We start from the raw sequence: 25,740 nt of genomic DNA on the forward strand, positions 1-25,740 counted from the left end.
GGCACCTCGGGACCGGCCGACGCCTCGGGGTCGGGGTTCGCGTCCGCGGCGCTCATCAGCGGATGGTGAGCTGGCGGGAGACTACTCCGGCCTTGGCGCGGCGCTCTTCGAAGCTCAGCGGCTCGGTGCTGGCCATCGCCTCGTCGAGCTGCGTGCGGAACTCGCCGAGCGAGCCCTCGACCTCGTCGGGCTGCGTGTTGTCCGGCAGCTCCCAGACAGGGATGACGATGCCCTGCGCGCGGAAGCAGCCCAGGTACTTGCCGATCCCGCCGAGCGTGTTGTCGCCGCGGGCGTGGAGTCGGGCCAGCCCGTTCATCACGGCGTCCTCGCTCTCGGACTGCGCCCAGCGGACGTAGATCCGGCCGCCCATCTCGGTCCAGTACGCGGCCTCGGCGGAGACGAGCTTCTCGGTGGGGCTGATGTTCTCGTTGGCCTGCTCGAGCCCGGCCTTGAGGTCCTCGTCCTGCTGGTCGGCATCCTCGGGCAGCCAGTAGTCGAAGGACTCTGCGACGGTGACCTTGAAGGGCACGCTGGTGTCGAGGATGTCCTGCAGGCGCGGTCCGTCGCCGGGGTTCGTGTCGGCTTCCGCGTAGGTGCCGGGCTCGGCGTCCTTGACCTTGAGGATCGCGGCGGTGACGTCGCGGGAGGCATCCGGTGAGGAGAACGGGACCTGGAGACCGGCCATGATCTCGCCGTCGGCGCGGTGGAGGGCCTGCCAGGCCGCGGGCAGCAGCGAGGCGAAGGTGATCTCGGTGCCGCCGTACTCCTCGGTGAGCTTCGCCGAGGCGGTCGCCGCCGGGACCAGCTCGCGGAGGCAGATGAGGTCGGCCTCGAACGGCAGGCCTTCGAACGGCCGCTGCACGAACGCCGCCGCCTGCGCCTTCGCCAGGCGCTTGGCGATGATGTCTTCTCTGGACTTCTTGGACTTCTTACCCATGCGGTGCAGTCTACGTGTCCGCCCTGCGCGCCCGGTATTCAGCCACCGGGCGGCTGCGGCAGGCGAGAGCGCGTGGTCAGGCGCGGGTGACGGTGGTGGTCACCGGCGTCGGGTTCTGGAAGATGTCGAGCACGGGGCAGTGCGCGTCGACAGCGTCCTTGAGCTCCACGTAGCGCTCCTGCGACTCGGGTCCGCTGATCTCGATGCTCAGACGCACCTCGGAGAAGCCGGCCCGCACGGTTTCGTCGGCGCCGAACAGGCGAGCGGCGTCGAGGTCGCCCTCCGCGGTGATCGCGATCTCGTCGAAGGGGATTCCGAGCTGCTGGGCGTAGAGCCGGTAGACGACGACCTGGCAGCCGGCGAGCGCTCCGAGCGCGTACTCGACGGGGCTCGGACCGGCATCGTCACCTGCCAGCGGGGCGGGCTCGTCGACGATGAAGTTGTGCTTGCCGGCTCGCACGGTGGTCGCGACGGATCCGATGCCTTCGCTCTTGACCCTGTTGACGAGGTGGGAGCTGGTGCGGTCGGCGGCGATGCGGTCGGCCCAGGCCGTGCCGGCCTCGGTGAGCCGGGCGGCGCGGTCGTCGGCGGTGATCTCGGGGACTGCGGTCTGTGTCGTTGTTCCAGTAGTCATGGTGCCGACTGTAGGAGCGGGCGCCTGCGGAACCGCCTGTCACCCGACATCTGCCGCCATCTGGCGACATGGGCAGTCATCGGGCGACACAAACCGTCACTTGAGGACGCCGTCGCTGGGTGGCCTTGAAGAGAAGTCTGCCCTCCTGGAGACTGAAGCATGGCGAAATTCGCGACCGTTGACGAATACATCGAGTCCTTCCCTGCGGAGAAACGGACTCGGCTCCGGGAGCTGCGGATGCTCAGCCAGACCTGCGCCCCCGGCGCCGTGGAAAGCCTCAAGTGGGGCAGCCCCGCGTATTCGCTCAACACCATCCTCTTCGTATTCGCCGGATACACGAATCACGTGAACTTCGTGTTCACTCCCAGCACCCGGGAAGCATTCGCTGCCGAGTTGTCGCCGTTCAAGACCGGGAAGGGCTCAGTCCAGATCCCCTATTCCGAACCGGTCCCGGAGGAACTGCTGGGTCGGATGATCGAGCACCGAATCCGCGAGTACAAGGAAGACGGAGTCCTCTGGATGTAGAGCCTGGAGTGCCGGCCTAAGCGGATCGAAGCATCGCCGCGTAGGTGTCGCGCAAGCGCTCCCAGCTGACCTCCATGGCGTCGGCCCCGACCACGCGCTGCACCTTCCTGCCCGCGAGCACCAGCTGGAGCATCGCGAAGCAGATGTGCCATCCGGCCGCTGTCAGCGCGGCTTCCTCCGCCGAGGCGAACCGCTGCTCCAGCCGCAGCTCGGTTCCAGCACCGGACCCTTCCTGCGAACCAGCAGCCGCGCCGGCGCGTTCGGCCGCACCGGTTGCATCGGCCGCACCGGTTGCATCGGCCGCACTGGAGGCATCGGCCGCACTGGAGGCATCGGCCGCACCGGATGAGTCTGCTGCAACGGAGGAGTCGGCCGGTGTGAGATCCCAGCGGACTATCCCCGGGCCCCACCGGTGGACGAGCAGCCGCTCCCTTTCAACGGTGAGAACGGTGGCGTCGAGGCCTTCGTCCTCCGGGTTCTCACGCGCCTCGGCGGGGCCTTCGGAAATCAGCGGGCGATCCGGGACGATCGGCGACCACATGGTCAGCCGGTCGGGTTCGGTCAGGTGGGCCCACGCCTCGGCGGCTGATGCCGGCAGGGTCAACGTCTGCGTGAGGGTGATCTCCGAGTCGGCGGCGCTGCCCGCCGGGCCCCGGCTCTGGAACTCCGTCCGCAGCTGCAGCTGATCGATGGCCGCGACCACTTCTTCTCGGGTGGCCTCATCGAGCATGACGGACCTTCCTTCCTTCGGCACTCGCCTTCGCCGTTCGGCACTCGCCTTCGCCGTTCGGGCAACGAGGGAGACCTCCCTCCCAGCGGGGAGATCGGCAGTCGACGTGGCCTTCAGGATACTCGTCCCGCGTGCGGTCGGGCTGCGGTTCTCGGCCAGCTATCACCCTGCCGGATGGGGATCGATCATCCGGCGGAACAATCCGCATCCGAACACAACCACTGACAACACACCTTGTCGTTGTTAGATTGATGGCAGGTGCTCAGCGAGGAGCCCGCGGGAACCTTGAGCAGGGTCACCACGGACGTGCAGGCACGCCAAGAAGGCGCACGCGCACGACACCGGCGAATCCTACGAGTGAGGACGACTGACATGCGACGCAGCGCAACCCAACCCACCATCACCGGCCCCGATCGAACGAACGGCCCTCGCCGCCGCGGGCCTCGACGCCTCGCCGCGGCAGCCCTCGCAGTCGGGACCGCCCTCGCGGTCAGCGCGTGCGGAGCCGAGGGCGACGGAGAGCCCGTCGGCACTCCCATGGGCAGTGAGACCCAGCAGCCGGAAGCCACGGATCAGGCAGCCGACGCCGGCAGCACCCCGACCGAGGAGAAGGATGCGGGCGGCACCCAGCCCGCCGGCACCTTCCCGGTGACCGTCCCGCTGGCCGACGGCGGCGGCAACGAGGTCGGCGACGTCACGATCGACGACGCCGGTGCGGGTGTGCGGCTCGAGATCAGCATCGACAACATGGATCCCGGCTTCTACGGATTCCACCTGCACGAGATCGGCAAGTGCGAGCCGGACAGTGCGGCGCCGGACGACCCGGCGGACACCGGAGCGTTCAAGTCAGCCGGCTCCCATATTCCGGGTGAGGACGGCGCCGAACACCCGACCACGCCGGTGACCTGCCGACGCTGCTGGTCAATGAGGACGGAACCGCGACGATGACGATCGTCACCCACCGTGTGGATCGGGCCATGCTGCTCGACGACGACGGCAGCTCGGTGATGATCCACGCCGATCCCGACAACTTCGGCAACGTCCCGGGAGGCGGGGACGAGGACACCGCGTCCACCGGCAACGCGGGTGACAGGCTGGCCTGCGGAGTCGTCGGCGGCGAGTGATTGCCGACCCGGCTCACAGCTCCGGCTGGGCGCGCAGGTAGCGCCCGAAGTGCGGCACGGTGAACGCGATCCGGCCGCGCTCGCCGGAGTACACGAGCCCCTTCTTGATGAGCCCGTCGCGGGCCGGTGACAGTGACTGCGGCTTGCGACCGAGCACCGAGGCGAGGTCCTTGGTCGCGACCCCGTTCGCATCGGGCGCCTCCTCGAGGATCTCGAGGTCGGCCAGCGCCTTCATGTACTCGCGCTCGGCCGGGGTGGCACGCTCGTAGCGGGAGCCGAAGAAGCCGACGGCGAGCTCCGTTTGGGCCGCCGGCGCGGCGACCGTCACGTCCTCCTCGGTGATCGGCGACTCGGGAGCGACGTCCCAGGCCGACTTCCCGTAGGCCTGCACGAAATAGGGGTAGCCGTCGGTGGCCTTGTACAGGGCGGCGAGCGCCTCGGCGGTGTAGTCCGCGCCCTCGGCGAGCGCGGGCGAGCGCAGCGCCCGGTCGGCCTGCTCGCGGTCGAGCCGGTCGATCCGCCGGTACTGGAACAGGCGCTCGGAGTACGACTTCGACGCCGAGAGCACCGCCGGCAGGTGCGGCAGCCCGGCGCCGACCACGATGAAGGGCAGCCCCAGCTGCGAGATCTCGTGGCAGGCCGCGCACAGGGCGGAGACATCCGGCGGCTGCAGGTCCTGCATCTCGTCGATGAACACCGCCACGCCCCGGCCGGAGTCCTCGGCGAGGCCGGCGATGTCGGTGAACAGCTCGACGAGGTCGATCTCGATGTCGCCGGAGTCGGCGCGGCCGGTGATCGCGGGGACGTCGATGCCGGGCTGCCAGCGGTCGCGCAGCTTCGCGTCCTTGCCGGCGCTGCGCTGGGCGAAGGCCTTGAGCACGCCGAGGACGTAGTCGCGCGAGTCGTCGTCGCGGATCCCGAGCTCGCGGACCGCCTGGTGCAGCGCGGCCGACAGCGGCCGGCGCAGCTCGATGTCCGGCCGGGCCTCGATCTTGCCGGTTCCCCACCGCTTCCGCACCGCCGCCGAGCGCAGTGCGTTGAGCAGCACGGTCTTGCCGACCCCGCGCAGTCCGGTGAGCACGAGGGACCGCTCGGGCCGGCCGCGGGCGATCCGCTCGAGCACGACGGTGAACATGTCGAGCTCCGTGTCGCGGCCGGCGAGCTCCGGGGGGCGCTGTCCGGCGCCGGGAGCATAGGGATTGCGAATGGGGTCCATGAACCCACGGTACCGAGGTCTAAGCATCTCTAGCGCCTGCGACATACGCGCGTCTCCGGGCTGGTTCCCGGCGATTCGGTGTCCGAGCCCCGCGATACGGTGGGGCTCATGGCGATTCTCTACCCCGGGCTGCACAACGACGCCGTCAAGAAGCGGCACCTCCGCTACGCGCAGGCGCTGGTGGACGACGGGTTCACGTTCGATCTGCTCGTCGACGACGGCCGGGACGAGGTCTCCGCGCTGATCCGCGAGGTGACGTCGGCTCCCGAGGCGGGCCCGGCTCCCGAGGCGGGCCCGGCTGCCGAAGTGGGACCGGCTGCCGAGGTGGGACCGGCTCCCGAGACGGGACCGGCATCCACAGCCGCCGGCGCCTCGGCATTCGAGCTCCGGGCCCACGATTCGGGACTTGTCGTCCGCGATGGCACCGGTGCGCTCGTCGCGGCCGTCGTCATCACCGCGGTGAGCTACGACAACGGGACCGCCCTGTTCATCCGGGCGCTGGCGACCGCGCCCGCCTTCCGCTCCCGCGGCATCGGCACCGTGCTGCTGGGCATGGTGCCGCAGGTCCTCGGTCAGGCCGGACTGCCCACCCGCGCCCTCATCACCGGCGTGACGCCCCAGGCGCGGGCGAGCTTCGTGCACCGCGCCGGCTTCGTCGTCCTCGAACCCGGCGACGAGCCGCCATTCACCTTCGGCGGGGTCGAGGCCGAGCTGCTCGACGGTTCGATCGTGGCACCGAACGACCGGTGCTGGTTCTTCAAGGACGTCGCCTGATGCCGGAGGGTCATACCGTCCACCGGCTCGCCTCGGCGTTCGAGGAGGCCTTCGGCGGCGCGCGGGTCGGAGTCACGAGCCCGCAGGGGCGCTTCGCCGCCGGTGCCGCGCGCCTCAACGGGCAGCACCTCGTGAGCGCCGAGGCCTTCGGCAAGCACCTGTTCCTCGGGTTCGCGCCGGGTGAGGTCGCGGCCGAGGGCGGCCGGGCGCAGGAGTACGCGCACATCCACCTGGGGCTCTACGGTTCGTGGACGTTCGCCGGTGACTCCGAGTTCGCCCATGTCCACGCGATCGGAGCGCCGAGGCGCCGCCTGGGCGAGCAGGAGACAACACTTCCCGCACCGGAGGCTGAGCCCGACCCCGAGGCGAGATCCGCCGAGCACTCCTGGCGGCGCCTCGAGCCGGGTCCCAATGTGCGGATGCGGGTCGTCGGGCCGCACGGGCTCGCCGACCTCAGCGGGCCCACCGCCTGCGATGTGGTCGACGAGGACGGCCGCGCGGAGATCGTCGCTCGCCTGGGACCCGACCCGCTCCGCGCCGACGCGGATCCGAACGAATTCGTGCGCCGCGTCCTGAAATCGCGCACCGCGATCGGGGTGCAGCTGATGAACCAGGCGGTGGTGGCCGGCATCGGCAACATCTACCGGGCGGAGCTGCTGTACCGGGCGCGGCTGGATCCGTTCGTGCCCGGCACCGAGCTGACCGAGGGAATCGTGCGCGGCCTGTGGGAGGACCTGGTGCCGCTGATGCGCTACGGCGAACGCACCGGACGCATCGTCACCACCGAACCCGAACACCGCGATATCCACGCCACGATCGTCGAGCGCTCCCGCGGCACCCGCCAGAACGGCGACGAGGACCCGGACGTGGTGCCGCGCGAGAAGTCCTTCTACGTGTACCACCGGCAGGGTCTGCCGTGCCGGTTGTGCGACACCCGGATCCGGGAGCAGGAGGTCGGCGGCCGCAGCGTCTACTGGTGCCCCCGCTGCCAGATCGTTCGCAAGCGGCGCGCCGCCTCGATCCGCGGTCCCTGGCTCGCCGAGCCCGTGTCAGAGCCGGTCGGTCAGGGCCGCTGACCGACGGCGCGGCCCACCCACTCCGGCCGCGTCGGCTCAGCTCCTCCGGCGGAGTACGCCGCGATCCGCTCGGCCACCTCGGGCGCGAACGGGGCCGAGGCGGCAGGCTGTCCCGATACATGCAGGCACAGCACCTCCTCGGTGGCCACGACCTCGCCGCCGACGCTCATCTCGTGGGCCAGGTGCAGCTTCTTGGCACCGGAGCCGACGATCGTCGTGGTCACCGTGAGCTCCGCGCCCAACGGAACCTCCTGCACGTACCGGACGTGCGCCTCGACGGTGTAGAGGGAGGCGCCGGTCGCCTGCCGCACCTCAGGGCCGAGCCCGATCTCGGCCATCACCTGATCGGTGGCGAACCCGAACACCAGGACGTAGTACGCCTCGGACAGGTGACCGTTGTAGTCGATCCAGTCCTCGACCACCGGGGTCCGGTAGGCCGGCAGGGAGCTCACTGCGCCTCCCCCGCAGGGCCGCCCACGTCGACTGCGCTGTGCACGCCGGCGGGGCCCGCACCGGTGCGCAGGTCCTCGATCACCTTGCGGATGGCGATGATCGCCTTGTCGCGCTCGGCGACCAGCTGTGGCACGGTCCGGCCGTTCGCCTCGTCGTCGCAGCCGGCGACGACGGCATCCCGCAGCTCATCGGTCAGCTCGGGCGCCTCGAGCCGGGTCCACGGCGACTTCAGCGAAGGGCCGAAGTGGTCGAGCATGTGCTTCATGCCGCCGTTGCCGCCGGCCAGGTGGAAAGTCAGCATCGGGCCCTGCAGCGGCCATCGGAGGCCCGGCCCGTCGGTGATCGAGCGGTCGATCTGCTCGACGGTCGCCTCGCCGTTGCGGACCATGTGCAGGGCCTCCCGCCACAGGGCCTCCTGCAGCCGGTTGGCGATGAAGCCGGGCACCTCGCGGTCCATCGTGATGACGGACTTGCCCAGGTGCTCGTACCAGCGGGAGGACCATTCGATCGCGTCCGGCGCCGAGGCGGTCCCGCCGACCACCTCCACCAGCGGGATCAGATAGGGCGGGTTGAAGGGGTGGCCGACCACCAGCCGCTCCGGGTGCGCGGCCCTCACCGCCATCTCGGACATCGAGTAGCCGGAGGTCGAGGAGGCGATGATGACGCCGGGGGCGGCGGCCGCGTCGATGTCGGCGAGCAGATTCTGCTTCATCTCCAGCACCTCGGGCGCGGACTCCTGCACGAACTGCGCGCCGGAGAGCGCCTCGGCGAGGTCCGTGTGGACCGTGATGTTCTCCGGGTCGGCGCCGTCGGCCAGGCCGAGCTCGGTCAGCGCCGGCCAGGCGGCGGCGATGAGCTCGCGCACCCGGGCGGGCGCCTCGGGCGAGGGATCCCAGGCCTGGACGCGATAGCCGCGGGCGAGGAAGTACGCCGCCCAGCCGCCGCCGATGGTGCCGATGCCGACACAGGCGACGGTGGTGACGTCCTCGACAGCGGGCGGGGCGACCGCCAGGGTCGGAGCGGTGGCATCCGGGCCGGGATCGGCCGGAGCCTGCGTGGTCTGTGTGGCCTGCGTGGCCTGCGTGTTCGACGTCATCACACCGTCGCCTTCGTGTCGATCTTCAGGATTTCGCGGGCTTCGTCGGGCGTGGCGACGGACTCGCCGAGGCTGTCGATGATCTCGGCAGCCCTCTCCACCAGCTGCGCGTTGGTGGCCTTGACGCCCTTGCGCAGGTAGAGGTTGTCCTCGAGTCCCACGCGGACGTGGCCGCCGAGCAGCACCGACTGGGCCACCCACTTGAGCTGGTCGCGGCCGATCGCGAAGGACGTCCACTCGGTGCCCTCGGGGACCATGTTGACCATCGCGGTGAGCAGACCGGTGTCGACGGGCGCGCCGTACGGGATGCCCATGCACAGCTGGTACAGCGGCGGCGGGGCGATCAGCCCCTCCTCAACCATGAGATTGGCGAACCACAGCTGGCCGGTGTCGAAGATCTCCAGCTCCGGCTTGACGCCGAGCTCCTTGATCCGCGCCGCGCCCTCCCGGAGCATGTCGGGGGTGCTGACGTAGACGAGGCTGCCCTCGCCGAAGTTCAGGCTGCCGCAGTCGAGGGTGCAGATCTCCGGGCGCAGCTCCTCGACGTGGGGCAGCCGGTCGAGGCCGCTGACCAGGTCGGTGCCGGGCAGCATCTGGGTGGGGTTGTGCGGGTCGAGCACGAGGTCGCCGCCCATGCCGGCGGTGAGGTTGATGACCGGGTCGACGTCGCTCTCGCCGACCAGGCGCACCACCTCGCGGTACAGGGCGACGTCGCGGGAGCCCTGGCCGGTCTCCGGGTCGCGGACGTGGATGTGGACCACCGAGGCGCCCGCCCGGGCCGCTGCGATCGCGTTGTCGGCGATCTGCTCGGGGGTGACGGGGACGTGCTCGCTCTTGCCGACGGTGTCACCGGCGCCGGTGAGGGCGCAGGTGAGGATGACTTTCCGACTCATGGGAGTTCCTTTCGCTGGGTGGTTCTCAGGTGTGTGCTGTGTCTGGTCTCGCTGCCGCCGGTCCTGCCACCAGGCAGCGGTCGATGAACGCGCGGATGTGCTCGCGCATCTTCTCCACGCTCAGCGCCCCGGTCAGCACTTTGATCCCGAGGCCGTCGATGAGGCTGGTCAGCTGCGTGGACAGGTCCTCGACCGGCTCCGACACGAAGGCGCCGGCGTCCTGTCCGGCGCGGATCGCCTTGTGGATGGTCTGGTACCAGCGGCGGTAGGCGCGGGCCTGGTTCTCCTGTGACATCGCGCCGACCGCCGCGGCCGACCAGCTCTGCAGCCAGATCGACCACTCGTCGGCGGTCACGCCGGGGGTCGGCAGCTGCAGGTCGACGAGGTGGCGGAGCCGTTCGAGCGGATCGGCGACGGTATCGAGCGAGGCCACCTGCCGGTCGAAGGCAAGCTTGACCGAGTAGCGCAGGCTCTCCTCGAACAGCTCGTCCTTGCGGCTGAAGTAGTAGAGCACGTTGGAGCTGCCGGTGCCGCTCGCCTCGGCGATGTCGGCGATCCGGACGGCGTGGAAGCCGTGCTGGGCGAACAGCCGCCACGCCGCCTCGACGATCTGGTGCCGCTTGCGCCCGTGATCGGGCTCCTCGGCCACGCGCCGCGGCAGGGCCTCCGGGGCCGGCACCGCGGTCGGTGCGCTCGTGGAGTCCGAGCCGGAGAGCAGCCAGTTGACGGTGACGCCCGCGACTCGGGCGATCCTGATGAGCTCGTCGGGAGTGAACCTGCGGGTGCCGCGCAGCGACTTGGAGAGCTTGGTCTGGTCGAGGCCGATGAGGTCGGCGAACTCGTACTGCGCCAGTCCGGTCTCGCCGATGCACTCCCGTACGCGCCCACGCACCGCCGCGCCGAGGTCGGGCTCCTCTCCCGCGGATTCCCCGCCCACGAGGAGTTCTTGCGATTCATCGGCCACGAACTGAACTGTAGTCAGAAATTGCGATATCAGCAAGAGCGGGAGGTGGGCTGACAGGAGAGGCCGCCCATCCGACAGGAGACGGGCGGCCTCAGAGCTCCGCCTCGCAGGCCGACCTCAGCGAGGCCGACCTCAACGAAGCCGACCTCAGAGCTTGGGGACGTTGGTGAGCAGCTCCCTGGTGTACGCGTGCTGGGGGGTGTCGAGCACCTCGTCGACGGGCCCTGCCTCGACGAGCACGCCCTTGTTGAGAACGGCAACGCGCGAGGCGATGTGGCGCGCGAGCGCGATGTTGTGGGTGACGAACAGCATCGCCAGCCCGCGCTCCTCCTGCAGGGTGCGCAGCAGCGCGAGGATGCTCGCCTGCACGGACACGTCCAGCGCCGAGGTGATCTCGTCGCAGATCAGCACCGAGGGCATATTGACGAGCGCGCGGGCGATCGCGGCCCGCTGCCGCTCGCCGCCGGACAGGTCGCCGGGCCTGCGGCTGTAGAACTGGCGGCCCAGGCGGACCGCGTCGAGCGCGTCCTTCACCCGGTCCCGCCGGCCGGCCGCGTTGAGTTCACCGGACATCTCCAGCGGCACGGCCAGCGACTGCCCGAGCGTGCGCCTGGGGTTCAGGGAGGAGAACGGCGACTGGAAGATGTACTGGATCTGCTTGCGCTGGTCGAGCGTGCGCTGACGGGTGTTCTTCGCCAGCTCCTCGCCGCGGTAGCAGACCCGCCCGGTGTAGCTGTCGAGGATGCCGGCGATCGAGCGCGACAGCGTGGTCTTGCCGGACCCCGACTCGCCGAGCAGCAGGGTGCACTCGCCGGCCTCGAGTTCGAGGTCGATCCCGTCGAGCACGGTGTTCTCGCCATAGGCCAGTCCCAGCTCGCTCACCTCGAGGACCACCGCCGAGGCGCCCGCCGCCCGGACTGCCGCAGCTGCGGAGCCGGCTTCGGGCCGGCCAGCGAACCCGGCGCTCGACCCAGCCGGCGCCTCGGGCTCGTGGACGGACCCGGCCGGCGCCCCGGGCTCGGCGGTCTCGCCGATCCGGTTCCGACCGGCGAGATCCGGGACCGCGGCCAGCAGCTTCCGGGTGTAGGCATGCTGGGGCGAGCCGAGGACCTCCTCGGTCGTGTTCTCCTCCACGATCCGACCGCGCAGCATCACGGCGACGCGGTCGGCGATCTCGGAGACGACGGCCAGATCGTGGGTGATGTAGAGGCTCGCGACCTGGTGGCGGACGGTCATGTCGCGGACGGTGTCGAGCACCTGCGCCTGCGTGGTGACGTCGAGGCCCGTGGTGGGCTCGTCGAGGACGAGCACGTCCGGGTACATCGCGAACGCCATCGCGATGCCGATCCGCTGCTGCTGGCCGCCGGAGAGCTGGTGGGGATAGCGGGCCTGATAGGCGTCGTCCCCCGGCAGTCCGACCTCAGCCAGCACCGAGCGCACCCGTTCGGTGCGCTCCTCCGCCGACGCGCCGAAGTTGTGGATGTCGAGCACCTCGCGGATCTGCTCGCCCACCCGGATGCCCGGGTTGAGCGAGAGTGCGGGGTCCTGCGGGATGTAGGTGACGCGGGCCCCGCGCAGGCGGCGCAGCGCGGCGTCGTCGAGGGCGGTCATCTCCGCCGGCCGGTCGGTGTGGGAGGGGTAGAGCGTCACGGTGCCGCCGCCGTGGCGCAGCCCGGGGCGGAAGTGCCCCAGCACGGACAGTCCCACGGTCGTCTTGCCCGAACCGGATTCGCCGACGAGGGCGAGGATCTCGGCGGGGCGGAGGGCCAGGGAGACGTCGTCGATGACCGCGGAACCCGAGGCGACCGCCTCGATCTCCAGGCTGTCGATCTCGAGCACATTCGCGCCGGACTCCCGCCGCTCGTGCCAGGCCGAGCCGGAGGACAGGGCAGTGACCTGCACGTCCGGCTGGGCCCGGGAGGCGCCTCGGGGGCCCGAGCCGCGGCCGCCTCGGGCACCGGGGACGTGCGGGCGCTGCTGTCGGGTGGGGGTCATGACTGATCACCTGCATTCGCTGACGCGGAGGCTCGGGCGAGCGAGTCCGCGATGAGGTTCGTTCCGATCGTGAGCACGGCGATCGCCGCCACGGGCAGCAGCACTCCCCACGGCTGGATCGACAGCGCGATCCGGTTCTCGTTGATCATCAGGCCCCAGTCCGCCGTCGGCGGCTGCATGCCCAGGCCGAGGAAGGACAGCGAGGCGATGCTGCCGATCGAGTAGGTCAGCCGGAGCCCCGCCTCGACGGCGAGCGGTCCGGTGATGTTGGGCATGATCTCGCGGACGAGCAGCCGGGACCGGGGCATGGCGTACATCTCCGCGGCGCGGATGTAGTCCTCGCTGATGACTCCCAGGGTCGCCGAGCGAGCCACCCGGGCGATCCGGGGCGCATGGGTGATGCCGATGACCAGGACGAGCACCCAGCCCTGGGGCCCGAGCACGGTGATCGCCAGCAGGGCGAACACGAGCTGCGGGATGGCGAGCAGGACGTCGTTGGCACGCATGATCAGCGAGTCGAGCCAGCCGCCGACATAGGCGGCGAGCATGCCGAGGATGAGGCCGAGCACCATGCCCAGGGCAGTGGCCAGCGCGGCGTAGTACAGCAGTGTCAGACCGCCGCCGAGGAAGCGGGACCAGACGTCCCGGCCGAGGTTGTCGGTGCCGAACAGCCCGTCGGGCTGGAACGGCCGCGCGGCGAATTCGGTGGTGGTGTACCCGGTCGCCCACGGCAGCAGGAGCGGGCCGATCAGCGCCAGGCCGACGACGATCGCGGTCAGGATCACGCCGACCTTCGCCTGCCCCTGCGCCCAGAAGCGGGTCAGCACGGTGTTGCGGCCGCCGGTGTGGGCCTCCTTGCTCGCGGTGCTGTCCGTGCTCGTCAGCTCGGGATCGCCGGCGAGCACGGCGCGGGTCTCAGGGGACTGCGGCTGCAGCTCCGGTGTCTGCTCTGCCATCAGCTCTCACCTCCGGTGCGCAGTTTGGGGTTGGCCAGGATGCCGACGATGTCGGCGAGCAGGTTCACGATCACGTAGATCACCGCGATGATCATCGTCACCGCCTGCACGACCTGGACGTCGCGGTAGCTCACGGCGTCGATGAGCGCCTGGCCCAGGCCGGGATAGCGGAAGAGGAACTCGACGACGACCACGCCGCCGGCCATCCACGCCAGCTGGATCGCGATCACCTGGGCGACCGGGCCGATCGCGTGCGGCAGCGCGTGCCGCAGGACCACGCGGCGCTCGGGCACACCCTTGAGGCGGGCCATCTCCACGTAGCCGGAGTCGAGCACCTCGATCATCGTCGCCCTCATCATGCGTGCGATGTAGGGGGTGACGACCAGGACGAGGACGGCGACCGGCAGCACCAGCTGGAGCGGGAAATCCCACACCTGGGTCCCCGGTGGCTGCATCGTCACGGCCGGCAGGATCGTGAACACGGTGGTGGAGAAGAACGCCACGAGCGCGATGCCGACGACGAACTCCGGCAGCGCGGCCAGCACCAGCGAGATGCCGGTGATCGCCGAGTCGACGGCCTTGCCGCGGCGGAGCGCGGAGTAGATACCGAGCAGGATGCCGGCCGGCACGCTGATGAGCGCTGCGGCGACCATGAGGAACACCGAGGCGCCCACCCGCTCGCCGAGCAGCTCGCTGACCGGCTGGCCGGTGGCGACCGAGGTGCCGAGGTCACCGGTGAAGAGCCCGCCCAGCCACAGGAAGTAGCGGGTCCACGGCGGGGCGTCGAGGTTCATCTGCGCGTTGATCGCCGCGATCCGCTCCGGGGTCGCCTGCTGCCCGAGGATCGCCCGCGCCGGATCACCGGGCAGGAGCAGCGTGGCGAAGAAGACGATGAGCGAGACCGCGAAGAGGATGACGATGCTGATGAGGAGTCGGCGGACGACGAGGCGGGCGATCATGCCAGGTCCCCCATCCACACGCGGTGGAGCTGGAATCCGGACAGCGGGACGCCGGTCGCGTTCTCCTTGAGTCCGCCGACGTAGGCCTGGTAGGCGTCGAGCTGGTCCGCGAAGCCCCAGATGATGTTGCCTCCTCGCTCGTACATGATGCGCTGGGCCTGCTCGATGAGCTGCCCGCGGGCCGCATCGTCGGTCTCCGCGCGGGCGCGGCGGACGAGGTCAATGAATTCCTCGTCGTCGAAGTGGGTCTCGTTGAACGGCGAATCGGGCAGCATGCTCGAATTGGCCTGCGGCAGGAAGTTGCGGGTGTACCAGAAGCTCTGGGAGAACGGATAGTTGAGGTAGTCGCCCCAGTAGGCGGTGAGGTCCATCCGGTTGATCGAGACCCGGATCCCCGCCGCCGCAGCCTGCTCGGCGTAGACCTGGGCCGCCTCGACGACGCCCGCCTGGATCGGGGCGGTGACGAGCTCGACGTCGATGCCGTCGGGATAGCCCGCCTCGGCGAGCAGCCGCTTGGCCTCCTCGATGTCCTGCGTGCGCTGCGGGAAGTCGGGATAGGCAGGGTCGAAGGGGGCGAACATGTCGTTGCCGACCCGGCCGTGGCCGGAGAGCACCTGCTCGACCATCCCCTCCCGGTCCGCCGCCAGCCGGAAGGCCTGGCGGACGCGCTCGTCGTCGAAGGGCTCGACGTCGACCCGCATGGTGAAGGGCAGCCACATGCCGGTCTCGGAGTCGAGGATCCGCATCCGGGTGTCTGCGGCGATGACGTCGGCCAGCGCAGACGGGATCTGCGCGACCGCGTCGACCTGGCTCGACAGCAGGGCGTTGATGAGCGCGTCGGTGTCGTTGAAGTTGAGCAGCGCGATCTCGTCGAGGTAGGGCCCCTCAGCGCCCCAGTAGTGCGGGTTGGCCTTGAGGACCGTCGACTGCGCCGGCGTGAAGCTGTCGAGCATGAACGGCCCGGTGCCGACCGGGTTCTCGACGTCGAAGTCGGCGGGAACCATGATCAGGCTGTACTGCGCGAAGACCTCGATGAGGGAGGTGTCCGACGCGTTGAGCCGCAGCTCGACGGTGAGGCGGTCGAGGGCGGTGACCGATTCGAGGTGGGCCAGCGAAGCCGCGCCGCTCTTCGGATCATCCGGGTCGATGATCCGCTCGACGCTGGCGACGACGTCGTCGGCGGTGAACTCCCGGCCGTCGCAGAACTTCACGCCGTCGCGGAGGGTGACCGTCCAGACGCTGGCGTCGTCATTGGGCGTCATCTCGGTGGCCAGCATCGGCTGGAGCGTGTAGTCGTCGTCGAAGTGGAAGAGCGTGTCGTACATGTTGATCGCGCGGGCGATGTCGCCGAGGTTGGTGGCGACCGCGCCGTCGAGGGTGTCCGAGGCGCCGCCGCCGACGAATCCCACGCGCAGCCGCCCTCCCTGCTGGGGAGGGCCGGTCAATCGGACGTCGGGGCCGGCGACCTGTCCGCCCGCGCAGGCGGACAGCAGACCGGTGATCCCCAGCACGAGCCCGCCGCCGACCACTGCGCGACGGCTGGGCCGCGCGGCGGGGCTGAGCGAGGCCGGTGGAGTTGGTCGAGAGCGACTCACTCGCGTTCTCCTTCGTTGTGCGACTCGGTGTGGTCAGATGCGGAAGATTCGGGCTGGTCGAGTGCGGGTGCTGCGTCGTTCGAGGGGGCGAGGACCGCGTGGTGGAGGTAGGAGTCGATCGTCCGGTTCACGTCGAGGTCGGCGTCGCCCAGAGCCCGGATCACCACGCCGTCGAGGAAGATCGACAGCTCGGCGGCCCCCTCCTCCGGCGGGCGCTCGCAGAACGCCCCGGCGCGCTGACCGGCGGCCAGGCACGAGGTGAGCATCGTGTTCCAGCTCCGAGCCAGCATCGCGGCGTCGTCCCGGCTGCCCTCGCCGACGGCGATCTCCGCATAGTTCTGCAGCCAGATCGACCAGTCCCCCGACAGCATCGCGCTCCCGCCCGCAGCAGTCGCGGAGGTCTCATCGTTCCCGTCGGGCTCATCCGATTCCCGACCGCTGCCATCCAGGGCCGGGCCGTTCCCGTCGAGCACGGGATCCTCCGCAATGCTCGGCGGCACCTTGAGCTCGATGAGTCGGCGCAGCAGTGCGACGTGATCCGACGCCGACTCCACCGGAGCCGATCGCCGAATCTCCACCCGATCGCGGTCGACGTTCTCCGCGGAGATGCGCAGGGAGGCGAGGAAGAGCTGGCGCTTGGAGGTGAAGTGATAATGCACCGCCGCCGGACTGATGCCCGCCTCCGCGGCGATGTCGGCCATCCGCACCCGGTGGAAGCCGCGCTCCGAGAACTGGCGCCAGGCGGTCTCCGTGATCCTCAGGCGAACCCGGTCGGTGCGCCTGACGGGTTCGCCGATGCGGTCCATCCCCGCTCTCGAGCGGGCACGTGGAACGACGGCGTGCTCCCTGCCGGCAGGAGAACCACCGGCATTCCGGGGCGTGGGGATCGCGGCTCCGCCTGCGGGCGCCTCGACGGCCCCGCTCGCCGCTCCGCCTGGGGGCGCCGCAGCGGGTTCCTCCTCGGCGGCGGCCGTGCCGTCACCCTCGCCGAGCCACTCGAGGCTGGCGCCGAGGGTCCTGGCGATCGATGCGAGCTCCTCGATCCGGAACCTGCGGTCGCCCGCCAGTGACTTCGACAGCTTGGACTTCTCGATTCCGGTGCTCCGCACGAGGTCGGCCTGTGTCAGCCCCCGCTGCTGCAGGGCCTGGCGAATGCGCTGGGCGATGTCTCGCTGGCCCCGAGGGGCCCGGTGAGCCTGGGAAGGGGGAGCCTGGGGAACCTGCGGAGCCCCCGATTCGGGTCGCCGACGATCCGCCGCAGAGGGCAGGTCGAACCGCGATCCTGTTTCAGGCATGAGGTCAACCCTAGGAAGCGAGTGCGAAAATCGCAACTGGAACTGCGCTGCAGTCAGCTTTTCTGTTCCGGGGGTCACACGATCATTGCCTCCTGCGCTCCTCATGAACAATCGTTCGAGTACCATTCAATGAGCAACCCGATCGTCAGTGAGCAATCCGTTTGCAGGCCACCTGAGCCCGCGCCACCAGCAGTGCCGCCAGCAGCGTCACCAACTCGAAGGAGAGTACATGTCACGTCGTTTCGAAAACTCCGTCGCCATCGTCACCGGAGCTTCCCGCGGGATCGGCCTGGGAATCGCGCAGCGCCTGGTCGACGAGGGTGCGAAGGTCGCGATCACCGCCCGCGGACAGGAAGCCCTCGACGCGGCGGTCGAGCAGCTGGGCGGGCCGGAGCACGCGATGGCGATCGCCGGCAAGGCCGACCAGCCGGATCATCAGGACGAGGTGATCGCGAAGGTGACGGAGAACTTCGGCCCCATCGACATCCTCGTCAACAACACCGGCATCAACCCGGTCTACGGGCCGATGATCGATCTGGACCTCGGCGCCGCGCGCAAGGTCGTCGAGGTCAACGACATCTCGACCCTGTCCTGGACGCAGAAGGTCTACCGAGCCTCGTTCGCCGAGCGCGGCGGCCGGGTGGTCAATGTCGCCTCGGTCGCGGGCCTGGGCCAGCCGGAGGGCATCGGCTTCTACGGGTCCTCCAAGGCGATGCTCATCCACATCACCAAGCAGCTCGCCTACGAGCTGGGTCCGGACATCCGCGTCAACGCGGTGGCACCGGCGGTGGTCAAGACCCGGTTCGCCGAGAAGCTGTACACCCATGACGAGGAAGGCGTCGCCGCGGGCTACCCCCTCAAGCGCCTCGGCACGCCGGAGGACATCGCCGCAGCCGCAGCCTTCCTGCTCTCCGACGAGGCCAGCTGGATCACCGGCCAGGTGCTCGTCCTCGACGGCGGAAAGGGCCTCGTCGGCGGAGTGTGATCTGAGCGCGGAGTGCCCTGGGGTAGGTTGAAAGCATGGCGCAACAGACTTTCGAGGACATTCCCGCGTACATCCGCACTGCGTTCACTCCGCAGATGCGAGAGGTCGTCGAACACCAGCTGGCCCGCAGGGCCGGCCTGGCATCTCAGGCCTCACCTCCAGCGGAGCCGGTCGACCCGATCGCGCTGGCCGCCCGGATGCGTGAGGACTACCGCGACGAGCGGTCGTTCTGGAACGTCGGTGGACCGCAGCCCTTCCGCACCGAGGATCTGCACATCAGAGCCGCCGGCGTGGACGTGCCGGTGCGGATCCACCGCCCCTCGGACAGCGACTCGCTCCCGGCGATCGTGTACTTCCACGGCGGCGGCTTCAACGTCGGCGATCTCGACACCCACGACCGCATCACCCGGGTGCTCGCCGACGTCAGCGGAGCCGCCGTCGTCAGTGTCGACTACTCGCTGTCACCGGAGGCGAAGTTCCCGCAGGCGCTGCACGAATGCGCGGGCGTCGTCGCCCAGTTGGCGGTGAACGGGCACAGCTTCGGCATCGACCCGGACAGGCTGGCCGTGGCCGGTGACTCCGCAGGGGCGATGCTGTCGGTGGCCACCGCCCTGCTGCTGCGCGACGACCCGCAGTCGGTGCCGGAGCTGCCGGCAGGTGCAGCCGACCGCGCCTTCAGCTCCGTGCGGGCGATGGTGCTCTACTACGGCGGACACGGCCTGGCCGACTCCGCCTCGGCACGGCTGTACGGCGGCTTCTGGGACGACATGGGTCCCGCCGACCTGGATCAGCCGGACCTGAGCCCGTTCTCCGGCCCGGAAGACCGACGGAGCCCCTACGTCGACCACCTCTCCGCGGACCTGTCGGCACCCCTGCCCTCGGCCTACATCATCGGTGCTGAGCTCGACCCGCTGGCCGATTCCACTCGGGCGTTCGGCACCCTGCTGGCCCACCACGGGCACGACGTCTCCTGGCGGATTGTGCCGGGCGTCCTGCACTCCTTCATCCACTTCGGCCGGATGCTCGACGAGGCCAATGAGGTGCTGGCCGGCGGAGCCGCCTTCGTCCGCTCCCGGTTCGAGGCAGCCGCACCCCAAGCCTGACCACCGAGGCGCGCGCCGCCCCGGAAAGTGACGCGTCCCGCCGAGCAGCGGCCCTGCCGGCGGCAGCGCCTCCGCGCGTGGCCGCGGCTTCGCCGCTACCGGTTCGCGCGCGCCGGAACCTGTCCGGCCGGTCCGCCGATGACGGTGGTCAGCAGTGCGATGAGGGCCACCGCGGCGGCTCCGCCGTACAGCAGCACCGTGTTTCCCAGCGGATAGATCAGCGCGGCCCATGCGTACCCGGTGGCCAGGCCCATGAACCGCGCCGTGTTGTGGATCCCGAAGGCCATGGAATTCTGGGCGGCGGCGGAGCGGGAGATCGCGAAGGCGGCGATGCTCTGCCCGGCGTTGATGCCGACCCCGATCACCAGCAGGATCAGCACGACACCCGCCACCTGCACAGCTGTCGAGGACAGGCCCGCCACCGCGGGCGCCTCGAACCCGGTCCACCAGCCCAGCGCCAGCGGCGCGATGATGAGCACCCCGAGACCCAGCTCGATGACGAGCCGAGTCGACAGCTTCTCCGACAGCCATGACGTCAGCCGCCCGGACAGCGCCATCGACAGCGCCATCGCGAACACCACGAGCCCGACCGGACCGGGGGTGAGGCCGAGGTGCTCGCCCAGGTACAGCGGCAGGGTGACCAGGCACACGCCCATCACCAGCATCGTGGTCCCCGCGGACACCGTGCCGCGGATGTAGCGCTTCTCCAGCAGCGAGCGCGGCTCCAGCAGCTTCTCCGGGTAGCGGGTGGCGAGGAAGGCGTAGACCGCCAGGCCCGCCGAGGCGATGATCGCCACCACGATCTCCGTGACCGGGTCCGCCCGCTGGCCGATCAGGGTGATCGTCAGCACCGTGGCGCCCATCGCGATCATCAGCATCATCATTCCGAGGCCGTGGATCGGCGCGTTGACGCCCTCGACCTTCGGCACGAATGCGACGATCGCGATCGCGAAGAGCACGCACAGCACGGCCTGGAAGACGAACACCGAGCGCCAGCCGAACAGCTCCGACACCAGACCGCCGACGGGAGGGCCGATCGCCTGCCCGACGCCGATCGCCGACGCCCACGCGGCCATCGCCGCCTGGCCCTTCGACGGCCACAGCGCCGCCAGGGCGCGCTGCACGCCGGGTGGATAGGCCGAGCAGGCGATGCCCTGCACCGCCCGCAGCGCGATGAGCATCTCGAGATTGACCGAGAACGCCGCCAGGGCCTGCGCCACGACCATGACGACGAGACCGGCCAGCACCACCCGCACCGGCCCGAACCGGTCGCACAGCCAGCCGGTGAGCGGCACGAACACCACCATGGAGATGGTGAACGCCGCCACCGCCAGCACTGTCTGGCTGTCGGTCGCGCCGAAGTCCTGCTGAATCCGGTGCAGGGGTGCGTTGATGACATTGCCGGACAGCGTCCCGACCGAGGTCGTGCCCAGCAGGGCCAGGTATGCCACCCGGCCCGGCTCGCGCACCGCCGAGGCGCCCGCTCCCGTGCTCACAGCCGGCACCCTCCCCCGCTGCTCAGCTGTCCGGTGGTCACCTGCCGGCCGGGCTCGCCTCGGCGGCGGCGCCCTCGTCGCCGCGCTGGTAGTCCTGGCCCAGCCACTGGCGGACGAGCTCGCTGTCCTGTCCCAGCTCGGGCGGCGCGAGGTCGTAGCTGACCGGCGACTTCGACAGGAAGATCGGGTTGCGGACGGTGGGGACCGTGCGGTCGCCCGTGGTCACCTCGACGACGGGCTCCAGGCCGATCCGCTCGGCCAGCTGCACGCCCTGCTCGATCGTGTTGATCGGAGCGCAGGGCAGCCCGCCGGCGGTCAGGAGCTCGTACCACTCCTGCGCGCTCTTGTGCGAGAGCGCCTCGATGAGCACCGGCTCGAGCAGTTTGCGATTGGTGTTGCGCGGACCGGCGGTGGCGAAGCGATCGTCGGCGAGCCATTCCGGCCGGTCGAGCACGGTCGCCAGCACCTTGAACTGCCGGTCGTTGCCGCAGGCGATGATGAGGTCGCCGTCGGCGGTCGGCATCGGCTGGTAGGGGTAGAGGCTCGGGTGCTCGTTGCCCATCCGGTGCGGCACCACGCCGCCCGCGACGTACGCGGACGTCTGGTTGACCAGTCCGGACAGCGCCGAGGACAGCAGGTTGGTGTCGACCTTCTGACCCTCGCCCGTGTTCGTGCGGTGCTGCAGCGCTGCCAGGATGCCCACGGTGGTGTGCAGCCCGGTCATCACGTCGAAGATCGCCACGCCGGCCCGGAAGGGCGGGCCATCCGGCTCGCCCGTCAGGCTCATGAAGCCCGACAGGCCCTGGACCAGCAGGTCGTAGCCCGGCTGCGGATTGTTCGGCCCGAATCCCGTCACCGAGGAGTAGATGACGTTCGGGTTGGCGCGCGACACCGACTCGTAGTCGAGCCCGAACTTCGCGAGTCCGCCCGGCTTGAAGTTCTCCACCACGACATCGGCGCGCCGGGCCAGCTCCTGCGCCAGCGCCAGATCACCCTCGTCGTTGAAGTCGAGCACGACGTCGACCTTGTTGCGGTTGACCGACAGATAGTAGGTGGCATCCTCGCCGCGCACCGGCGGCTTCCAGATGCGGGTGTCGTCGCCGCCGGGCCCCTCGACCTTGATCACGGTCGCGCCGAGATCGGCGAGCAGCATCGTCGCGTACGGACCCGCCAGCACCCGCGCGAAATCGGCGACGAGAATTCCCGCCAGGGGTCCGCTGCCGGTCCGGCCGAACATCTCGCGCAGCTCTTGTGCCTTCTGATCCACGTCTCTCCTCATTCCTCTGTCTTCACCAAGTCCTGCGGCCCGTCCTGGGCAGCCGGGTGAGCACTCCGCCGGGCCCGGCAGCTGACCGAACCCGCGCGCACGCTCAGCGCAGGTACAGCCGCACCGTGTCGATCTCGTCGCGCAGCAGGCGGACCTCTTCGACGGTCGGCTCGGCCGTCACCCGGACGTCCTCGGCGACCGCAAGATCCCAGCCGGTGTTCGCGCGCACCTGCTCGACGGTGACGCCGGGGTGCACGTGCGTGAGCACGAGCTCGCCGAACTTGTCCTCGCGGCGCAGCACGCCCAGCGGGGTGATGACCACGCTGACCCCGTGGCCCTGCGGCTGGATGCCGACGCCTGCCTCGCGGGCGAGCACCGGCGACGGCGAGGTCACGAAGTCGACCGCCTCGGGGAACGCCGACAGGTCATGGCGGCGGATGATGACGAAGACCTCGCCGGCGTTGGCCGCGATGTCGGTGGCGCCACCGGACCCGGGCAGCCGCACCTTGGGCTTGTCCCAGTCGCCGATCACCGTGGTGTTGAGCGAGCCGAACCGGTCGATCTGCGCCGCCCCCAGGAAGCCGACGTCGACGTTGCCGCCCTGGAGCACGTAGCCGAACAGGGCCTGCATCGACACGACCGCCTCCGCGCCGGACACGACCACGGAGTCCGCGATCCCCTCGGCCATCGCCTCCGGGTGGGCGCCGGAGACGCCGGATTCGTAGATCAGCTGGATGTCCTGGTTGACAGTCCGGTGGGCCAGGTCCACAGCCAGCGTGGGCAGGCCGATCCCGGCGAACACCGTGCGCTTGCCGGCGAGCATCTTCGCGGCCGCGCACACGATGAGCTCGGTCTGCGAGTAGTCGGGCGCCACGGCGCCGGCACCGGACTCGCCGGCCACGGCCTGCTCACCGGCCACGGTCTGCTCCGCCGTCGTCTGCTCAGGTGTCGTCTGCTCAGGTGTCGTCTGCTCAGGTGTCATCATGCCTGTCCTCCATCCTTGTCCGCGCCCGCTCCGGAGCCGGCTGTCGAACCCACGCCCGAGGCGAGCGCCGCCCGGGCATCGGCCTCGGTGCCTCCGCTGCGGGCGGCGGCATGCTCGCCGGCGGCGGCTGCGGCCGTCTCCGTGCCCAGGAGCCGGCGGCCGTAGTCGACCGAGCCCGAGGGCCGGGGGCCGACTGCCAGCCCTGCCATCCGCTCGCGGCCGAGCACGTCGAGGTACTCCTCGTGATCCCGGGTGCTCCGGATGTGGGTGTCGAGCCATTCCCGCAGCTTCTGCGGATCCTTCGAGATCGGCGTCCACTCGCGGTAGAAGGCACAGTCGCGGTCGTAGGATCCCTGCACATAGGACGGATGGGCGCCCTGCGGCACCACGCACACGGCATCCACGGCATGAGCCGGGATCAGCGTCCGGTTCGGATCCGCGCGGACGACCTCGCGGTCCACGATCTCCTCGACGAGCACGATCGCGCGGTCGGCGGCGTAGACGGCCTCCTGCTGCACACCCGTGATGCCCCACATCTGCACATTGCCGTCCGCGTCGGCGCGCTGGGCATGGACGATCGTGACATCCGGGTTCAGGGGCGGCACGACGTAGGTGGTGCCCCCCGAGTAGGGGTCCTCGACGAGCTTGATCTGCGGGTTGATCTTGGGGATGTCGGAGCCGGCGAAGGACCGGATCGGCAGGAACGGCAGCCGTGCCGCACCCGCGTGATAGCGCAGGACCATGGCGTGGTGGCTGTACTCCTCGACCTCCAGCGGCGCCGGATCGTGCTGCTCGAGCCGGCGGCGGATCTCGTAGAGACTGCCGGCCGAACCCGAGGCGAAGAACGAGCACACGAGCTTCGACACGGCGCCGGCGGCCAGCATCATGTCGCAGATCAGGTCCGGCGTCATCCGGCAGAAGGTCAGGTCGTCGATCCCCTGCCGGATGATCTCGTGGCCGGCCGCGAAGGGGATGAGGTGCGAGAAGCCCTCGATGGCGATGGTGTCACCGGAGTGAACATGGGCGGCGATCGCGTCGTGCAGATCGACAACTTTGTCCGTGTACATGAGCGCTTTCGATAGTGCGGATGAAGTGTGCACCTAAGATTAAGTCATAAACGGCACAAATACCACTGGCATTTTGTGTCGCTCGTGCAATAATAGGCGGAGTTCCGCTGATCACGAGGCCCGTTCGCAGGCACGCGGTCGCAAGGAAGTGACCGGAGCGCCCCTCGGACCGACCCCACCAGGCCGGACCGATCCAGATCAACCGGACAGGGCCAACCGGAACGGATCAACCGATCCAGGCCAACCGGACCGGACCGACGATCGAACCGGGCCACGGCGGGCGATCCACATCGCCGGGTCGGCCGGAGTCCCCGGCACCTGCAGATTACCCGCATCGGAAGCAAGGACGTCATGGAGATCCACCAGATTCGCGCATTCCTGGCAGTCGCCGAGGAGCTGCACTTCGGCCGCGCCGCCGAGAAGCTCGGGATGGCGCAGCCTCCGCTGAGCCGCACCATCCGTCAGCTGGAGCGGGAACTCGGCACCGACCTGTTCCACCGCACCACCCGCTCGGTGACGCTGTCACCGGCCGGCAAAGCGCTCATCGCTCCCGCTCGGGCAGTCCTCGACAGCGCCGAGACCGCGCGCGAATCCATCAAGCTCGCCACCCTCGGCGAGATCGGCCACGTCCGCTTCGGCTTCGCCGGCGCCTCCTCGAACAAGCTCGTCGCCCGCCTCGCCTACACGGCCCGTCAGCGCAAGCCCGGGATCACCCTCGACCTCGAGTCGACGACATTCGCCACCGAGGCGCTGTCCCGGGTCATCGACGGGACTCTCGATCTGGCGCTGGTCCGCTGGCAGGCCAAGCCCCCTCGGATCACCGGTCGGCCGGTGATGATCGAGCGGCCGGTTGTGGCGATGTACAGCGATCACCCCTTCGTCGGCCGGCCCTCCCTGGAGATCTCGGACATCGCCGACGAGGAGCTGGTGCTGCTGCCGGGCGCCTCGGGCTCGGCCATGCGGGAGCTGATCTTCCACTGGTTCTTCCGCGCCGGCCACACCCCGAAGGTGGTCCAGGAGGCGCCGGACTCGTGGATGGTCGGCGCCCTCGTGTCGGCCGGGATGGGCATCTCCATCACCTACGACTCGGTGATCGCGAGCTTCAACGACCCCAACCTGGTGACCGTCCCCCTGAAGGTCGACCACGATCCGATCAAGGTCTACCTCGCCCATCGCGAGGACGATGACAACCCCGCCCTGCACGAGGTGCTCGCCGCCGCCGAGATCGCGCTGCCGACCGTCAGCGATGCGGCCGTCACCGCAGCGGCAGCCGGCTGAGCAGCGGCAACGACCGGCTGAGCGGCCGCAGCGGCGGCCTCGCCCAGCGGCAGCGGCAGGCTTGAGCAGCGGCAACCGGACCGGTTGTCATGCGAAGCCCGGGGGCGCCTCGGGCACGGCCAGTCATTATTTCGGATACCTGCATCAATCAAACCTGACTACCCACTAGACAGGTATAGATGACCCGTGACAGAGTATGGGTCATACGGTCGCAACGACGGGACACCGCGCGCACCGGGCCCGGCTCAGCAGCCGGCGGCACTCCAGCCCACGGCTGAGCCGCCTCCGCCCGACAGCGCGCACGAACCGGCGACAGCAACCGGAGAGCATCCGATCT

The 25,740-nt window shown here is 69.9% G+C and carries 23 protein-coding genes and 1 pseudogene; 7 read left to right on the forward strand and 17 right to left on the reverse strand.

The window, feature by feature from the left end:
- Positions 1-55 precede the first annotated feature (55 nt).
- Together LXN01_RS05220 and LXN01_RS05225 are read right to left on the reverse strand one after the other, a co-directional pair.
- Positions 56-937 (reverse strand): DUF5926 family protein, encoded by an 882-nt coding sequence (locus LXN01_RS05220; protein WP_236863522.1) that lies wholly within the window; start codon positions 935-937, stop codon positions 56-58.
- Positions 938-1,013: 76 nt separating this feature from the next.
- Positions 1,014-1,571, reverse strand: coding sequence for an OsmC family protein (locus tag LXN01_RS05225; protein WP_236863523.1), 558 nt, complete (start codon positions 1,569-1,571; stop codon positions 1,014-1,016).
- Positions 1,572-1,730: 159 nt separating this feature from the next.
- Here LXN01_RS05225 and LXN01_RS05230 point away from each other — a divergent pair, with 159 nt between their 5' ends.
- Positions 1,731-2,096 carry an iron chaperone gene (locus tag LXN01_RS05230; RefSeq protein ID WP_236863524.1) on the forward strand — a complete coding sequence of 122 codons (366 nt, stop codon included), beginning with the start codon at positions 1,731-1,733 and terminating at the stop codon, positions 2,094-2,096.
- Between the two features lie 16 nt (positions 2,097-2,112).
- Here LXN01_RS05230 and LXN01_RS05235 read toward each other — a convergent pair whose 3' ends face one another.
- Positions 2,113-2,826 carry an SRPBCC family protein gene (locus tag LXN01_RS05235; RefSeq protein ID WP_236863525.1) on the reverse strand — a complete coding sequence of 238 codons (714 nt, stop codon included), beginning with the start codon at positions 2,824-2,826 and terminating at the stop codon, positions 2,113-2,115.
- Positions 2,827-3,573: 747 nt separating this feature from the next.
- Here LXN01_RS05235 and LXN01_RS05240 point away from each other — a divergent pair.
- Positions 3,574-3,950 (forward strand): annotated as a pseudogene (locus tag LXN01_RS05240) (superoxide dismutase family protein).
- Between the two features lie 13 nt (positions 3,951-3,963).
- Here the strand turns inward: LXN01_RS05240 and LXN01_RS05245 are convergent.
- Positions 3,964-5,166, reverse strand: coding sequence for an ATP-binding protein (locus LXN01_RS05245; protein ID WP_236863526.1), 1,203 nt, complete (start codon positions 5,164-5,166; stop codon positions 3,964-3,966).
- Positions 5,167-5,274: 108 nt separating this feature from the next.
- Here LXN01_RS05245 and LXN01_RS05250 point away from each other — a divergent pair, with 108 nt between their 5' ends.
- Together LXN01_RS05250 and LXN01_RS05255 are read left to right on the forward strand one after the other, a co-directional pair.
- Entirely contained in the window at positions 5,275-5,940 is a 666-nt protein-coding gene (locus LXN01_RS05250) for a GNAT family N-acetyltransferase (protein WP_236863527.1), read from the forward strand.
- Positions 5,940-7,016, forward strand: coding sequence for an Fpg/Nei family DNA glycosylase (locus LXN01_RS05255; RefSeq protein WP_236863528.1), 1,077 nt, complete (start codon positions 5,940-5,942; stop codon positions 7,014-7,016). Before LXN01_RS05250 ends, LXN01_RS05255 begins: the two co-directional genes overlap by 1 nt.
- Here LXN01_RS05255 and LXN01_RS05260 read toward each other — a convergent pair.
- The 9 genes from LXN01_RS05260 to LXN01_RS05300 all read right to left on the reverse strand — a co-directional run bounded on the left by LXN01_RS05260 (position 7,004) and on the right by LXN01_RS05300 (position 17,222).
- The gene (locus LXN01_RS05260) at positions 7,004-7,468 is read right to left on the reverse strand and encodes a thioesterase family protein (protein WP_236863529.1); all 465 of its coding nucleotides are present in this window, start codon (positions 7,466-7,468) and stop codon (positions 7,004-7,006) included. The genes LXN01_RS05255 and LXN01_RS05260 overlap by 13 nt on opposite strands.
- Positions 7,465-8,565 carry a 3-hydroxyacyl-CoA dehydrogenase NAD-binding domain-containing protein gene (locus LXN01_RS05265; protein WP_236863530.1) on the reverse strand — a complete coding sequence of 367 codons (1,101 nt, stop codon included), beginning with the start codon at positions 8,563-8,565 and terminating at the stop codon, positions 7,465-7,467. Before LXN01_RS05265 ends, LXN01_RS05260 begins: the two co-directional genes overlap by 4 nt.
- Positions 8,565-9,458: a beta-keto acid cleavage family enzyme gene (locus LXN01_RS05270; protein WP_236863531.1), complete on the reverse strand. Its 894-nt coding sequence runs from the start codon at positions 9,456-9,458 to the stop codon at positions 8,565-8,567. The genes LXN01_RS05265 and LXN01_RS05270 overlap by 1 nt, the downstream gene beginning before the upstream one ends.
- A 25-nt stretch (positions 9,459-9,483) precedes the next feature.
- Positions 9,484-10,422, reverse strand: a complete 939-nt coding sequence (locus LXN01_RS05275) for a TetR family transcriptional regulator C-terminal domain-containing protein (RefSeq protein WP_236863532.1) — start codon at positions 10,420-10,422, stop codon at positions 9,484-9,486.
- Positions 10,423-10,569: 147 nt separating this feature from the next.
- Positions 10,570-12,417, reverse strand: a complete 1,848-nt coding sequence (locus LXN01_RS05280) for an ABC transporter ATP-binding protein (RefSeq protein WP_236863533.1) — start codon at positions 12,415-12,417, stop codon at positions 10,570-10,572.
- On the reverse strand, positions 12,414-13,373 hold the full coding sequence (locus LXN01_RS05285) for an ABC transporter permease (protein ID WP_236863534.1): 960 nt from the start codon (positions 13,371-13,373) through the stop codon (positions 12,414-12,416). The genes LXN01_RS05280 and LXN01_RS05285 overlap by 4 nt, the downstream gene beginning before the upstream one ends.
- On the reverse strand, positions 13,373-14,332 hold the full coding sequence (locus LXN01_RS05290) for an ABC transporter permease (protein ID WP_236863535.1): 960 nt from the start codon (positions 14,330-14,332) through the stop codon (positions 13,373-13,375). Before LXN01_RS05290 ends, LXN01_RS05285 begins: the two co-directional genes overlap by 1 nt.
- Positions 14,329-15,927 (reverse strand): ABC transporter substrate-binding protein, encoded by a 1,599-nt coding sequence (locus LXN01_RS05295; protein WP_236863536.1) that lies wholly within the window; start codon positions 15,925-15,927, stop codon positions 14,329-14,331. Before LXN01_RS05295 ends, LXN01_RS05290 begins: the two co-directional genes overlap by 4 nt.
- Positions 15,924-17,222, reverse strand: a complete 1,299-nt coding sequence (locus tag LXN01_RS05300) for a TetR family transcriptional regulator (RefSeq protein ID WP_236863537.1) — start codon at positions 17,220-17,222, stop codon at positions 15,924-15,926. Before LXN01_RS05300 ends, LXN01_RS05295 begins: the two co-directional genes overlap by 4 nt.
- Positions 17,223-17,451: 229 nt before the next feature.
- On the opposite strand from LXN01_RS05300, the gene LXN01_RS05305 reads away from it, so the two are divergent.
- Both LXN01_RS05305 and LXN01_RS05310 read left to right on the forward strand, forming a co-directional pair.
- Positions 17,452-18,207, forward strand: a complete 756-nt coding sequence (locus tag LXN01_RS05305; protein WP_236863538.1) for an SDR family oxidoreductase — start codon at positions 17,452-17,454, stop codon at positions 18,205-18,207.
- Positions 18,208-18,242: 35 nt separating this feature from the next.
- On the forward strand, positions 18,243-19,310 hold the full coding sequence (locus LXN01_RS05310) for an alpha/beta hydrolase fold domain-containing protein (protein WP_236863539.1): 1,068 nt from the start codon (positions 18,243-18,245) through the stop codon (positions 19,308-19,310).
- 95 nt (positions 19,311-19,405) lie between these two features.
- Here LXN01_RS05310 and LXN01_RS05315 read toward each other — a convergent pair whose 3' ends face one another.
- From LXN01_RS05315 to LXN01_RS05330, 4 genes are all read right to left on the reverse strand, one after another.
- Complete coding sequence (locus tag LXN01_RS05315) at positions 19,406-20,806, reverse strand: MFS transporter (protein ID WP_236863540.1); 1,401 nt, start codon at positions 20,804-20,806, stop codon at positions 19,406-19,408.
- 37 nt (positions 20,807-20,843) lie between these two features.
- Positions 20,844-22,043: a CaiB/BaiF CoA transferase family protein gene (locus LXN01_RS05320; protein WP_236863840.1), complete on the reverse strand. Its 1,200-nt coding sequence runs from the start codon at positions 22,041-22,043 to the stop codon at positions 20,844-20,846.
- Between the two features lie 133 nt (positions 22,044-22,176).
- Complete coding sequence (locus LXN01_RS05325) at positions 22,177-23,058, reverse strand: CoA-transferase subunit beta (protein WP_236863541.1); 882 nt, start codon at positions 23,056-23,058, stop codon at positions 22,177-22,179.
- Entirely contained in the window at positions 23,055-24,125 is a 1,071-nt protein-coding gene (locus tag LXN01_RS05330; protein ID WP_236863542.1) for a CoA transferase subunit A, read from the reverse strand. The genes LXN01_RS05325 and LXN01_RS05330 overlap by 4 nt, the downstream gene beginning before the upstream one ends.
- A gap of 351 nt (positions 24,126-24,476) precedes the next feature.
- On the opposite strand from LXN01_RS05330, the gene LXN01_RS05335 reads away from it, so the two are divergent.
- Positions 24,477-25,403 (forward strand): LysR family transcriptional regulator, encoded by a 927-nt coding sequence (locus tag LXN01_RS05335; protein WP_236863543.1) that lies wholly within the window; start codon positions 24,477-24,479, stop codon positions 25,401-25,403.
- Positions 25,404-25,740 lie beyond the last annotated feature (337 nt).

It is taken from the genome of Brevibacterium daeguense (genome assembly GCF_021729135.1).
GTDB classification, from domain to species: Bacteria; Actinomycetota; Actinomycetes; order Actinomycetales; family Brevibacteriaceae; genus Brevibacterium; species Brevibacterium daeguense.